12 protein-coding genes are annotated in these 14,707 nt (G+C 36.6%); 4 read left to right on the top strand and 8 right to left on the bottom strand.

Features of this window, described 5'->3' with window-relative positions:
• Positions 1-37 precede the first annotated feature (37 nt).
• A complete protein-coding gene (locus MKY02_RS10700; RefSeq protein ID WP_076034858.1) occupies positions 38-451 on the top strand; it encodes a hypothetical protein in 414 nt (137 codons plus the stop codon).
• Positions 452-888: 437 nt separating this feature from the next.
• Positions 889-1,335 carry a hypothetical protein gene (locus MKY02_RS10695; protein ID WP_076065021.1) on the top strand — a complete coding sequence of 149 codons (447 nt, stop codon included), beginning with the start codon at positions 889-891 and terminating at the stop codon, positions 1,333-1,335.
• 93 nt (positions 1,336-1,428) lie between these two features.
• Here the strand turns inward: MKY02_RS10695 and MKY02_RS10690 are convergent, their stop codons facing one another.
• The 4 genes from MKY02_RS10690 to parE all read right to left on the bottom strand — a co-directional run bounded on the left by MKY02_RS10690 (position 1,429) and on the right by parE (position 7,603).
• Positions 1,429-1,863: a hypothetical protein gene (locus MKY02_RS10690; protein WP_038181892.1), complete on the bottom strand. Its 435-nt coding sequence runs from the start codon at positions 1,861-1,863 to the stop codon at positions 1,429-1,431.
• A 92-nt stretch (positions 1,864-1,955) separates the two neighbouring features.
• A complete protein-coding gene (locus tag MKY02_RS10685) occupies positions 1,956-3,164 on the bottom strand; it encodes an MFS transporter (protein WP_038181895.1) in 1,209 nt (402 codons plus the stop codon).
• A gap of 63 nt (positions 3,165-3,227) precedes the next feature.
• Positions 3,228-5,654: a DNA topoisomerase IV subunit A gene (parC, locus tag MKY02_RS10680; RefSeq protein WP_076065020.1), complete on the bottom strand. Its 2,427-nt coding sequence runs from the start codon at positions 5,652-5,654 to the stop codon at positions 3,228-3,230.
• A complete protein-coding gene (gene parE / locus MKY02_RS10675; protein ID WP_038183076.1) occupies positions 5,651-7,603 on the bottom strand; it encodes a DNA topoisomerase IV subunit B in 1,953 nt (650 codons plus the stop codon). Before parE ends, parC begins: the two co-directional genes overlap by 4 nt.
• 253 nt (positions 7,604-7,856) lie before the next feature.
• On the opposite strand from parE, the gene plsY reads away from it, so the two are divergent.
• Positions 7,857-8,459, top strand: a complete 603-nt coding sequence (gene plsY / locus MKY02_RS10670; protein ID WP_038181900.1) for a glycerol-3-phosphate 1-O-acyltransferase PlsY — start codon at positions 7,857-7,859, stop codon at positions 8,457-8,459.
• A 21-nt stretch (positions 8,460-8,480) separates the two neighbouring features.
• Positions 8,481-8,777, top strand: coding sequence for a HesB/YadR/YfhF family protein (locus MKY02_RS10665; protein WP_038181904.1), 297 nt, complete (start codon positions 8,481-8,483; stop codon positions 8,775-8,777).
• A gap of 43 nt (positions 8,778-8,820) precedes the next feature.
• Here MKY02_RS10665 and MKY02_RS10660 read toward each other — a convergent pair whose 3' ends face one another.
• The 4 genes from MKY02_RS10660 to acnA form a co-directional block, all read right to left on the bottom strand.
• Positions 8,821-9,117 carry a hypothetical protein gene (locus tag MKY02_RS10660; protein ID WP_038181907.1) on the bottom strand — a complete coding sequence of 99 codons (297 nt, stop codon included), beginning with the start codon at positions 9,115-9,117 and terminating at the stop codon, positions 8,821-8,823.
• Positions 9,117-9,542, bottom strand: coding sequence for an acyl-CoA thioesterase (locus MKY02_RS10655; protein WP_038181910.1), 426 nt, complete (start codon positions 9,540-9,542; stop codon positions 9,117-9,119). The genes MKY02_RS10660 and MKY02_RS10655 overlap by 1 nt, the downstream gene beginning before the upstream one ends.
• A 142-nt stretch (positions 9,543-9,684) precedes the next feature.
• Positions 9,685-11,694, bottom strand: a complete 2,010-nt coding sequence (locus tag MKY02_RS10650) for a M14 family zinc carboxypeptidase (protein WP_340711687.1) — start codon at positions 11,692-11,694, stop codon at positions 9,685-9,687.
• A gap of 159 nt (positions 11,695-11,853) precedes the next feature.
• Positions 11,854-14,559, bottom strand: coding sequence for an aconitate hydratase AcnA (gene acnA, locus MKY02_RS10645; protein ID WP_038181913.1), 2,706 nt, complete (start codon positions 14,557-14,559; stop codon positions 11,854-11,856).
• Positions 14,560-14,707 lie beyond the last annotated feature (148 nt).

The following is a 14,707-nucleotide window of genomic DNA, read 5'->3' as shown; positions in this document are numbered from 1 at the left end:
TTAAGGGGAATAAATCAACAGGAGATGAAAAAAAATAATGAACAAAACGATTATTACTTTAATTGCTGTTGCAATCATGTTAACGGCTTGTAACAGTAAAGGAGAAGATAAAAACAATAACGAGGTTACAGAAAAAAATGAGCAACTCTCGCAAACTGAGGGAGGACAAGAAGTTCGACAAGAAAATGATCAAAATCAATCTAATGAAAGTTCAAATCATGAGGAATGGACTTCATTACCTGAATATAATAATATTATTGAGCAAATTGATAATAAAGAATTTAACTTTCAAACTATAACAGATAACGAAGGTAAACGCGTTCTTCTTCTTATAGATAAAAACGGTGTAGAACAATACAAATCCATATATATCAAATACACCAATCGACTTAAAATAATTAAAATAAATGGAGAAGGACTAATTTTTAATGAAATTATAGAAGGAAAATAGATAATCCCCAAATAAACACCTAAATTTTCAACCCCGCCCTAATTTAGAACGGGGTTAATCTTGTTAGAACTATTAAGTTTTATCACTACATACTACGTGTTTTAAAATAAGGCTTAATATATTTTTTTATCAATATGATAATGAAGCCAAATAATATGGTTATTCAATAAACAAGATGCCTAAAAAGACTAGTGGGGAATCCAAAAGCAAATACCTCATCCTATTGAACAACAGGGGCATATTCGTTTGATATATCAGGCTTGTAGAATTTTGTTTTAATGTATCCCCATCCAAAGGTACTGATGAAAAATAGGATATGTATTAACAGTGAACAATAAAATGCCTATAAGAATTCCGTATATATTTTAAAATGGAAATTAAAGGTTTATATGAATCAGAAGAGAATATAATTATCAAATGAGGGAGGTGGAATATTAGTGCTAAAAAAGAGTTTGATTATAACCTTTGTTATATTCACTATCTTATCAATTATTGGCTGTAATAAGAAGGACGTTTGGAAAGAAAGTTCTTTATTTGAATCTGGTGGATATACGATGATTGGTGAAAAAGGAAAACTTGGCTTTATATACGATGATAGTGAAGTAGTTAAGTTTTATCCAGATAAAACTCAAAAGTATATGTGGCATTTTTGGGGAACGAAAGAAGAGCTAGAACGTCCATTAAAAGTATTAGCTACCCATGAAGATGGTGGTGATCCAATTGTATTAATTGGGGGCAAAAATACTGTAAAACCACATAACGGTGCTGATATGAGTATGCCATCGAATATGTCGCTACCGGAAAGTGGTATGTGGAAAATGGATGCTTATTTTGATGACAACTTGTTTGGTACTGTCTATGTAAAGGTGCACGAAAAGAAATAAATGATTAAAACTATATTATTGAACGTAATTTGAATATAAAAAAGCATTTCAACAGAAATGCTTTTTTTAATACCCTCATTCAAACTTACATTATTATTCAGTCATTACAGTGTTTCTATTAATAGATAAACCATTTAATTGTTCAACGGGTACACCAGTTTCAGTGTAGCTTCTAACATGTTTCCAACCATTGTTTTTAAAGCGGAAAGTTTCAAAAAACAGATTAGCTGGTAGAGGACTTTGACCTTCAAGTAGAATCGTTGCAGATAGTATGGCCATGCATTCATCTCTACCTAAAGGAACTATGCCTATTTCTCTAACGTCCCATTTTGCTTCCTTACTTTTCACAAAATTAAACCCTTGAGCCCAACCTTCTAATGATTCACCATATCCATAATCGACTATCCCATTTTGCGTAACCTCTCGTGCTTGATAGTCTTTGGAAATGAGTGCTTTCATCTCTTCAAATGAGCATGTTCTCCAAATCTCTAAATAGCTATCTAAAAACTGTCTAAATGTTTGGCTCAAAGTAATCCTCCTTACAGATTGTAGTCTTCTTCAAGAATTCTATGAATAAAGAAAAAATCCTTTTTAATAAAGAGAATTAATTTATATTTTAGTTATATTTGCTCCGCTTCAATCTGAACCCCAACACGTTTCATCTGTAACCAATAATAGGTCGTTACCAGTACGCTGATAGCGCCAAATACCAGCACCATGAATTGTAGGCCAATAAAATCTAGTAAAGCACCTGTGGACAATAAGACTATTTGAAACATAATTCGATCTAGCATATTTCTGAAAGAAAAGAAGCGTCCATGGTATTCTTTCGGTACTTGTTTTTGAAATATCGTCATTACTGTTGGGAAGAAACAACCTAAAGAGAATCCGAAGAGCGCAAATGTTATTAATGTCAGGAACGAACTTCCTGCAAAATACAACAGCATTTCCCCACTTCCAATGACAATGAGACAAACAAATAAGATTCGCTCTATCCTCCATTTCTCCCCAATATATTTGATAGCAAAGGAACCAACCATAAAGGAAATGCCCTCTACAGTATAAATCATCCCTTTAATCATCGCAGAATCTTGAAATTCACTTATCTTAATGACTAATAAATTAAATGAACCTAAAAATAAGAGAGGTATAAACGATAAAATAAACGTCATTTTCACACCCAGATTTGCTTGAAGCATTGGGAATACTTCTTTAAAGCCACTTCCCTTTTTAGTACTTTCCTCGGGTTGAGCGGTGCTTTGAGGTTTCTCTTCTGGGATTTTTAACATAAAAGTAAACAAGAGCAATGCAATATACGCGACGAATGAGAGCAAATAAAGTGTACCTATAGCCGAATATACTAATATCAAACCGGCTAAGGCGGTCCCTGCAACACGAGCAACTGTAGAAACATTCATATCCCAACCATTTAATTGCAATAAATCCTTTTCACCTACAATTAAAGGCAAAGTAGCTTGAAGTGCTGGAAAATAAAAAGATGCAGAAATTTGTAAAAGTACTAAGAAAACAACCATCCACCAAATAGATCCTGTCGCTAATGCTATAAACATAAAGACAACACTTACAACACGCCCAACACTAGAGTAAATTAACACAGTTTTTTTACGGGATTGATCGATTATACGTCCAGCTAATGGCCCCATCATCACTCCAGCTAGTAAACCACTTGATAGAATAAGTGACTTAACAAAGTCAGAAGGCACCTTTTCTTGCATGAACTCTAGATTACCGATTATGCTCGCCCATAATCCAAGTCCTGCAATTAATTCACCAATTAAAACAATCCAAACATTCCGATTTTTCCACATATTCTTCTCCTTAAAAAGAAAGGAGCTACTATGAGCTCCTTTCTTCCTGTAATGTTACATATATTATTTTGTAGGCTTCATTTTCACAACTCTTGTAAGTTCACCGTCAGTATCAATATCAACTACAAATGAACCATTTGAGTAACGGTCTGCATTACGATAATTATCTTCATGTACTTGCTCTTGAACACCTTTTTCAGTTTCTAAAAGTAACACATCACCTTTATGAACATAAATGACTGTAAAGACACGGTGAGGATTCTTTTTCAACTCACGAACTGTTACGACTCCGCGTTTTGGACGACCGCTCACTTCTATTTCAGAGACATCCATTTTCTTCACTGCACCACGATGTGTAACAAGCATTAAATCACCTTTATCATTTTCAGGGAGTATATTTGCAGCTACAATGTAATCTTCTTCTTTTAAGTTAATGGCTTTAACACCAGCTGTTTTAACACCTGTAACGGGTACATCTTCCATTGGGAATCGAACGGAATAACTGAAATGAGTAGTCAAGATGACTTCATCCGTAATCGTTACGAGATCCGCATAAATTACTTCGTCACCTTTTTTCACGTTCATTGTTTTAATTGGTTTTGAATAACGCTGAACTACATATTCATTCAGTGGTGAGCGTTTAATTTGGCCACCTTTAGTGATTGTCATAACAAATACATCCTGGTCAAATGTTTCTACCCCGCGTGCATTGATGATTACTTCATCCGAATCAATTGGCACAATACTTGAGATGTGCTGACCTAAGTCTTTCCAACGAATATCCGGTAGCTCATGTACAGGTTGATAAATATAATGTCCTTTGCTAGTAAATAGCAATAGATGCTGTTGCGTATTAATTTGGGATTCGTACAATAGATGATCGGAATCCTTCATCGCAAAGTCTTTACCATTCGAAGCATTGTAAGAACGTTGACTAGTACGTTTAACATAACCATCTTTAGTAACTGTCACCACAACATCTTCACTTGGAATTAAAACTTCTAAATTCAGTTTTATTTCTTCAATTTCAGCTTCAATAATTGAGCGACGTGGTTCAGCAAAACGTTTACGCACATCTTGTAATTCTTTCCTAATTACACTAATTAGTTTTGCTTCGCTTTCTAAAATACTTTGTAATTCAGCAATTTTCGCTTTAAGTTCTTCTTCTTCTTCACGTAATTCCGTAATATCGGTATTAGTTAAACGATATAGCTGTAATGAAACAATTGCTTCAGCTTGAATTTCAGTGAATTCGAATTTTAACATCAAGTTGTTTTTAGCATCTCTTTTATCTTTTGACTGACGGATTGTATGAATAACTTCATCCAAAATCGATAATGCCTTCATCAATCCTTCTACGATATGTAGGCGATCTTTCGCTTTTTTCAAGTCAAATTGAGAACGTCTTGTTACTACTTCTTTCTGATGATCGATATATGCATCTAATAGTAATGGCAATGTCATCATCGTTGGACGACGTTTATAAATCGCAATCATATTAAAGTTGTAAGTAATTTGAAGGTCTGTGTTTTTATATAAATATTGCAGAATTGGTTTTCCGGGTACTTCTTTTTTTAGTTCAATGACCATCCGTAAACCTGTACGGTCTGATTCATCACGTACTTCTGCAATTCCTTCAAGTCTTTTATCTAAACGCATTTCATCAATTTTCTTGACTAAGTTTGCTTTATTAACGTCATATGGTATTTCAGTAACAACGATTTGCTCCTTGCCGCCTTTAAGCTCTTCAATTTCCGCTTTTGCACGAACAATAATTTTCCCTCTACCTGTTTCATATGCTTTTTTGATACCTTCCACACCTTGGATAATACCGCCGGTTGGAAAATCTGGACCTTTGATAACGGTCATAAGCTCATCTACAGTCGCAATTGGGTTTTTCAATCGCATTAAAACAGCGTCTAATACTTCGTGTAATGCATGTGGAGGAATATCCGTTGCGTAACCTGCGGAAATACCAGTAGAGCCGTTAACAAGTAGATTTGGGAATCTAGCAGGTAATACAGTAGGCTCCATATCTTGGTCATCAAAGTTTGGTACAAGATCCACTGTCTCTTTCTGAATATCACGAAGCATTTCAGCTGCAATAGCAGATAGACGCGCTTCTGTATAACGCATTGCTGCCGCTGAATCTCCGTCGACTGAACCGTTATTACCATGCATTTCAATTAGCATATGACGCGCTTTCCAGTCTTGACTCATACGTACCATAGCTTCATAAACTGAACTATCACCATGTGGGTGGTAGTTACCAATTACGTTACCGACTGTTTTTGCTGATTTACGGAAGGGTTTATCATGTGTATTACCTCCCATAAACATTGCATATAATATACGGCGTTGTACGGGTTTTAAACCGTCACGAGCATCTGGTAAGGCACGATCTTGAATAATGTACTTACTGTATCGACCAAACCGATCGCCGATGACTTCTTCTAGTGGTAAATCTTGATAACTTTCGGTCTGTGTCATACTAAGTCCTCCTCATTTTGAATGAATTCATTATCAAGAATATTGGAGTCGTCTTCTAGACCAAAATCAACGTTAGATTCTATCCATTTACGACGTGGCTCTACTTTATCGCCCATAAGTGTTGTAACACGGCGTTCAGCTCGCGCACCATCGTCGATTTTAACACGGATTAATGTTCTTGTTTCTGGATTCATTGTTGTATCCCATAATTGGTCGGCATTCATCTCACCGAGACCTTTATAGCGTTGTAAAATATAGCCTTTGCCAATTTTATCAATCGCTTGTTGTAAATCTTTTTCAGTCCAAGCATATTCCAATACTTCTTTTTTACCTACCCCTTTTGAAACTTTATAAAGTGGAGGTAGTGCAATATATACTTTACCCGCTTCAATTAACGGTTTCATATAGCGATAAAAGAATGTCAATAATAGGACTTGGATATGTGCTCCATCTGTATCGGCATCGGTCATGATGATGACTTTATCGTATGCAGCATCATCAATAGTGAAGTCAGCTCCTACTCCTGCACCAACTGCATGAATAATCGTAGCGATTTCTTCATTTTTTAAGATATCTTGTAATTTTGCTTTTTCGGTGTTGATGACTTTACCACGCAGTGGCAAAATCGCTTGGAATGTACGGTCACGGCCTTGTTTTGCTGAACCGCCCGCAGAATCACCTTCGACAAGATATAATTCGTTTTTAGCAGCGTTACGAGATTGTGCTGGAGTTAGCTTTCCAGACAATAATGCACTAGATTTTTTGTTTTTCTTACCGTTACGTGCGTCTTCACGTGCTTTACGCGCTGCTTCACGTACCTGTTGCGCACGTATTGCTTTACGTACAAGGGAAGCACTTAGTTCAGCGTTTTCCTCTAACACATAAAGTAATTTCTCAGACACAACTGAATCGACGACACTTCTCGCTTCGCTAGTACCTAGCTTCCCTTTCGTTTGTCCTTCAAACTGTAGTAAGTTTTCAGGGATACGAACGGAAATAATAGCCGCTAAGCCTTCGCGAATATCTGAGCCGTCTAAGTTTTTGTCTTTTTCTTTTAGTAAGCCAATTTTACGTGCATATTCATTGAATACACGTGTCATAGCTGCCTTGGCACCGGTTTCATGTGTGCCCCCGTCACGAGTACGAACGTTGTTAACGAAAGATAAAATTGTTTCTGAATAGCCATCGTTGAATTGGAACGCAAATTCGACTGCAATTTCGTCTTGTGATCCTTCAACATACTTGACTGGGTGTAGAACGTCTTTTTCTTCGTTTAAGTATGCAACGAATGCCTCGATACCGTTTTCGTAATGATACGTTTCATGATTGCCTGTTTGTTCTTCAATTAGCTCGATTTTTAAGCCTTTTAATAAAAAGGCAGATTCTCGTAACCGTTCAGCAAGGGTGTCAAAATTATACTTTGTCGCTGAAAATATAGTGTCATCTGGTAGGAAATGTATACATGTTCCCGATTCTTTTGTTGTACCGATTTTCTCTAATGTAGTGGCGGGTTTACCACCATTTTCAAAGCGCATTCTATATTTTGTGCCGTCACGGTGAATAGTGACTTCAAGCCATGAGGATAGTGCATTTACTACGGAAGCACCTACACCGTGCAATCCTCCACTTGTTTTGTAGCCACCTTGTCCAAATTTACCACCTGCATGCAGAATGGTAAAAATAACTTCCGGTGTTGGTTTACCTGTTTTGTGCGTACCTGTTGGCATGCCTCGACCGTAGTCACGTACACTTATACTTTGATCCTCGTGAATTTTCACAATGATATGTGAACCAAAGCCAGCTAATGCTTCATCGACTGCATTGTCGACAATTTCATAAACAAGATGATGTAATCCTCGGCTATCAGTTGAACCGATATACATACCCGGACGTTTACGAACAGCTTCTAATCCTTCCAGTACTTGTATCGCATCATCATTGTAAGACATGACTGTTTGTTTATCTGTCAAAAAAATTCCCCCTAAATACAAACACCCGTTCCACTTAAAATTATATTACGCACTTTCTCTTTTACTGTCAACAAGCGGTAATTTAATTTCATATAGAGTTTATTGTACCAATACGTTGAATCTAAAGCAAAATAAGAATAAGATAATAATCTAAGAAGATGAGTATATTGTGTACCAACATACTATTATGATAAACTATTAGTACCAACTACTAAAAAAGAAGGAGTTTTTTATGAATATGATTCTATTAATCATTTTGACATACTTGATAGGTTCAATTCCTTCAGGTTTATGGATCGGTAAATTATTTTATAAAACCGATATCCGCGAACATGGCAGCGGAAACCTTGGTGCAACGAATACCTTCCGAATTCTCGGTAAAAAAGCAGGTATTGTTGTAACACTTATGGATATCTTAAAAGGAACGATAGCTACGGTATTACCTACACTTGCTTACTTTGCAGATAGTGGCATTCATCCACTGATTGCTGGAGCAATAGCAGTTGTTGGTCATATGTTCCCTGTATTCGCAAAATTCCGTGGTGGTAAAGCGGTAGCCACATCAGCTGGTGTAGTACTAGGTTACCATTGGCCAATTTTCATCATCTTATTTATTGCATTCATACTTTGCTTAAAAGTATCCAAAATGGTCAGCTTTTCTTCTATGTTTGCTTCTGTAGTAGCTTTTGTTTATGCTATTATATATACGTTCTTTGAGCAAGACTATTTTTTATTAATCATCATTACAATCTTAGCAGCCTTTATTTTTTACAGACATCGTTCGAATATTGTGCGTATTAAAGCAGGCACTGAGCCTAAGGTAAAATGGTTGTAAACTACAAGGAGTGTACATCGCATGAAAATTATCGTATCAGATGAAGCACTAGAATGGTTTGAAAAAGAAATGGATTTAGATGACGGGGACCAAATTCGATTTTATGCTCGCTATGGTGGTTCTAGCCCTTTTCATGAAGGTTTTTCACTTGGTATGAATCGTGAACAGTCTACGAATCCTGCAGTTGAAGTTGAAAAGAATAAAATACTTTTCTACATCGAAGAAGATGATTTGTGGTTTTTCGACAATCACGATCTACATATCTTGGTGGATGAAACACTTAATGAGATTAAATATGATTATACAAAAGAAGCTTAATAAAACAAACGAAAAGCATGGCGCTAAGTGCGCCATGCTTTTGTTATGCATAAAAGCGATTGTACAGCTGTAATTGCCCTTCATTTAACAAAATCCGGCGTTCAAAGTCGCCAAAAAGGTCGAAATGCGGGTAATGCTTATAATCGATCCACTCAGGTTTTAAACCATAGTTTGCTCCCCATTTGATGAGTTTTTCGACGTCAGCACAACCTGCTTTTGTCACAGTTTTACAACCTGGGAAACGCTCGTCCTTCCAATAATGAGTAAGAAAAGCGATTTCACCAGCTGTCACGCGCTCTTTCCATAATTCCAGCTCAGCTCTAGTGACACCTAATGCCATTAAGCTTCTTTTCTTTCAATTTCTTTATATTTTTCATCCCATATAGGGTCTACTCTACCTAAAGAAACAGGTCTAAAATTATCTTTTTTCACTAAAATGTGTTCTGATTTTGCAGTTACCGCTACAGTGCCATCTTCATGAAGAACCTCATAGCCATATACTGTACGTAACTTTCCGTGGGATTCAATCCAAGTTCGAACTGTCGCAACTTGGCCATATCTCATCGAAGCTTTGTATTGAATGGAAATATCCATCACTGGTGATACATAACCATCTGCCTCAAGTTGTGTCACTGAAAATCCTAAGTCATGGATTAACTGTGTACGTCCCAATTCAAGCCAAATGATATAATTCGAGTGATATACTACACCCATTTGGTCTGTTTCCGCATAACGGATTTCTATCTCTTTATTACTAACAAACATTTAATTCACCTCATAACTCTATTATACAGAAGTCTAGCTAAAATTACTCACAAAAGCCTTATATATAGCGTAATTCGACATCAAACTATTGAATTTATACTTCTCTATTACAAAAAGGCGAAGCCATTAGCTTCGCCTTTCATTATCGTTTACTTGCTTCTTTTGATGCTAACAAACCAATTGATTTGTTTTTCTTCCATACATTATTCCAATGTCGGTGAGATACTGGACCTTCACCTGCATACGGTGCAATTTCAACTGTAATACCAGGCTTTTTCTGTGACATGATAAACCAATCAGCAGATGATCCACTTCCTCTCGCATACAGAGGTGGGATGATTGAATACCCAGTTACCCGGCTAATTTGACGTGTTAACGCTAAATCACGCTTATAGTTAGCGCTATTTTGGAAGTTAAACCAATATAGAATTTGACCAGATGAGTGATATGAAATGTCAGACTTGAATTTATGACGTTCGACAAAAGCTTTGAGTGCTTGCGCTTCGGGTTCTGAGAATACACGAGGACCTTTGTAACCTTTATAGGTTTTAGGTTTAAAAGGTACATATTTCCATTCACCATCGAAATTTCGATTTAAATCGACACCTCGAGCATTAGCTTTCCAACGTTTGTACTTTGAGCTTTTATTGATCTTCTTGATTAAGTTCTTATTTGCCATACTATTTATACCATTTTGCACTAATGTCACCCCATCAGGGTTAATCATTGGAACAAACCAAATACTTGTAGTATCAAGGGTTTGACGCACATTATAGCCTGCAAAGCTTGTCTTTTTGTTGTAGCTATAAGAGTAGTTATCTATCATTTCCATCACTACATTTGTAGTCATATGTTCACGAGCATGAATGGCTGCATCAACTAAGATCTCTTTCTTACCGTTCCCAACTCTTAACGCATAGATTGCTCTTCCTTCTACAGATTCACCAATTTTCTCTAGAGATGTAAATTCAGGATATAGTTTAGCGAAAACTTTTACATAGTATGAATATGCCTTATAAGTGACGTTTTTTGTCGGATTAACAATGTTTTTATGATAATAATTTGTTAAATCGACATACCCAGATTGGCCTAAATATTCAATAATACCATGACCTTTAGATATACCTTTTAAGTGCACAGTTTGTCCTTTGTTTAATGAACCGATTTTGATACCATTTTGATCGTACACAGCTGAGGCTTTTTCTGCATACAAAGTGATTGGATAAGTTGCTGATTTCAGCGTGGATAAAGAGCTTGCCTTCTTTGTAGGCATTGTGCCAGCAATCGGAACGGCATATTGTTTACCACTCTTCTTAATGTAATGGTACTTACTCGTTGTTTTTGTCGGTTTAAAAATAGCACCTTTTTTTAATGTACCGATTTTTTTGAATTTACTATTTGTAACTGTATATAGTGTCACTGATTTATTCGCAATTTCGACCTTATCTGTTGATTTAAATGATAATTCGACATCTTTAAATGCGATATAACCAGTTTGATTTCCTATGTTTACTACAAAGTAGTTGTCGACAATATTGATTGTTTTTAACTTTGTTGCTTGGGTTCCTGCTGCCAAAACTGTCGAATTTGTGCTTGGCTCGTTAAAAATTTTGAAGGATTTTTTAGTTGTAAAACTAACTGTCTTTTTCACTTCAGGTTTTACAACTTCTATGTTTGCTTCACTTAGGTTTTCACGTGCAATCCAATATGTACTATGACCAATTGATAATTCATACCAATTTACGTTATCTGTACGATTCACGTGGTAAATGGTTGATGAATCATTTAATTGTAATAGAGCTTTTGTAGTGTTATTTGGTTCGAATAATAAACTATCTTCATTCACTGTTACATATGTATAAATAACCTCTGGTGATTCTACAATCGTTTCTTCTTCCGTTGTTTCAGGGTTTTCTGGCGTTTCTACAGAGGTTTGTTTTTCTTGTATTTCCGGTTCAACTTTATCTGATGTTTTTTCTATTGTAATTACTTCTTGCGGTACAACTGCTTCACCTATTTCAACTTCCTCATTGTCCTCTTGTTGTTGCTCTACTGGAGCTGCATGAACTGTATTTAAGTATGCAACCGGCACATTAAGAGCAAGGAGGAAGGCAATTGAAGATGCGAAAAGTTGAAAACTCTTCTTTTTCATAAATTCCAATTGGTACACCTCTACTATTTTATTCTCAATTTGACTCAAAATATCATTTATCTTCCATATTCAAATAAAAAAATACATGTGTAACATACAATTAAGATACGCTACACATGTATACAAGGCAAGGAAGACTCTTAAAGAATCATACCTAACTTATTTTGTTAATTTGTTACGAAGTACCATTTGTAGGATACCGCCGTTACGGTAGTAGTCTACTTCTACTTCTGAGTCGAAACGTGCAAGAGCTTTGAATTCTTTAACAGAACCATCTTCAGCTTTAGCAGTTACAGTTAAGATATCTTGAGGTTTAACACCTTCAGCGATATTAACTGAGATTTCTTCTTTACCAGTTAAGCCTAAAGATTCAGCGCTTTGTCCATCAACATATTGTAATGGAAGAACACCCATCATTACTAGGTTTGAACGGTGAATACGTTCGTAAGATTCAGCGATAACTGTTTTAACGCCTAAAAGGTTAGTACCTTTCGCAGCCCAGTCACGTGAAGAACCCATACCGTAATCTTTTCCAGCAAGTACAGCTAAACCAGTACCATTTTTAGCGTATTTCATAGCTGCATCGTAAATGTACTCAACTTCGCCTGTTGGCCAGTAAGTAGTGTAACCACCTTCTGTACCAGGAGCAACTTGGTTACGGATACGGATGTTAGCGAAAGTACCGCGCATCATAACTTCGTGGTTACCACGACGAGAACCGTAAGAGTTGAAGTTACGTGGTTCTACACCGTTAGCACGTAAGTATTGACCAGCTGGTGTATCTTTACCAATCGCACCTGCAGGAGAGATGTGGTCAGTTGTGATAGAGTCACCGAACTTCGCAAGTACACGTAAGCCAGAAAGCCCTTTAATGTCTTCTGGTTTTGGTGCAAGGTTTTGGAAGAATGGTGGGTTTTGAATGTAAGTTGAATTTTCATCAAATGTATATAGAGAATCAGTTGAAGTTTCAATTTCATTCCATTTTTCGTTCTCGTCGAATACGCGAGCATATTCTTTTTGGAATAGATCACGAGTTACAACTTTGTTAAGAACATTGTTAATTTCTTCAGTTGAAGGCCAGATATCAGCGAAGAATACATCGTTGCCATCTTTGTCTTTACCGAATGAATCATGTTGAAGATCTACATCTACAGTACCAGCTAATGCATAAGCAACAACAAGTGGTGGTGATGCTAAGTAGTTAGCTTTAACTAGTGGGTGTACACGACCTTCAAAGTTACGGTTACCTGAAAGAACAGAAGTTACGAATAAATCATTTGAAGTAATCGCTTCTTCAATTTCAGGAAGTAATGGACCTGAGTTACCGATACATGTAGTACAGCCGTAACCTACTGTGTTGAAACCGATTTCGTCCAAGTAAGAAGTTAGACCAGAATCATTTAAGTATCCAGTAACAACTTTTGAACCTGGTGCTAATGAAGTTTTAACCCATTTAGGAACAGTTAAACCTTTTTCAACAGCTTTTTTAGCTACTAAACCAGCAGCGATTAATACGTAAGGGTTAGATGTATTTGTACATGAAGTGATTGCAGCGATTGCTACAGCACCTGCAGGAATTTCTACATCGCCTTCAGCGAATTTAGCAGTTGCAGTTTTATCGAATTCTTTTTCAGTTAAACCAAAACCTTGTACACCAGAAGGAGCTACTACTACTTCGTGGTAACGTTTTTTCATGTTTGAAAGTGGAATTAAATCTTGCGGACGTTTAGGACCTGATAAGTTAGGTTCGATTTCAGCAAGGTTAATTTCAACAACGTCTGTGTAAACTGGTTCTAATTCAGGATCAAAGAACATGTTGTTTTCTTTTAAGTATTTTTCAACAACTTGGATGTGCTCTTCGTCACGACCAGTTAAACGCATATAGTTTAACGATTCTTCATCAATTGCGAAGTAACCACATGTAGCACCATATTCTGGAGCCATGTTTGAAATTGTTGCACGGTCAGCTAATGGTAATTGAGGAATCCCAGGACCGAAGAACTCAACAAATTTATTTACTACACCTTTAGCACGTAGTACTTGAGTTACTTTAAGAGCTAAGTCAGTAGCTGTAGTTCCGTTTGGAAGATCGCCTGTTAATTTAACACCGATTACTTCTGGAACTGGGAAGTATGAAGGTTGACCTAACATACCTGCTTCAGCTTCGATACCACCTACACCCCATCCAAGTACGCCGATACCGTTGATCATTGTAGTATGTGAGTCAGTACCAACCACTGAATCTGGGAATGTTTCGAAAGTTCCGTCTGCATTTTCATTCACGTGTACAACTGGAGCTAAGTACTCAAGGTTAACTTGGTGAACGATACCAGTTGCTGGAGGTACAGCACGGAAGTTGTCATAAGCTGTTTGAGCCCATTTTAAGAAGTTGTAACGCTCAGCATTACGTTCGAATTCAAGGTCCATGTTAGCTTGTAAAGCTGTTGCAGTACCATATTTGTCAACTTGTACTGAGTGGTCAATTACAAGGTCAACTGGAATTGCAGGGTTAATTTCGTTAGCGTCTCCGCCCATTTCTTTCATAGCAGAACGTAGAGATGCTAAGTCAACTACTACTGGTACACCAGTGAAATCTTGTAATACTACGCGTGATGGTTTGAAAGGAACTTCAGCATTAGGGTCTACATCTGCGCCCCATTTTGCTAATTGATCAACATGATCCTCTTTGATTACATAGCCGTCATATTGACGTAAAACAGATTCTAATAACACTTTGATTGAATAAGGAAGGCGTGATACATTTGCGATACCAGCTTCTTCGATAGCAGCTAAACGGTAGAAGTTATACTGTTTACCATTTACCTCGAATGAAGCACGGCTGTTATGCAAGTTTTTGTTTGCCATAGGTTGGTTCCCCCTCTAATTAACTAATGAAAAGGCTTTAATAATAGCTTCTTTTCTCCACCAACAATAATATACTAAATAGATACATAAGTAAATTACATTAATATTATAGTATGTGATAAGTTATATTTATGACCTTTTCCAAATG

The organism is Viridibacillus sp. FSL R5-0888 (genome assembly GCF_038009105.1).
Lineage (GTDB): Bacteria > Bacillota > Bacilli > Bacillales_A > Planococcaceae > Viridibacillus > Viridibacillus arenosi.
This window is presented reverse-complemented; position numbering and strand designations above follow the sequence as displayed.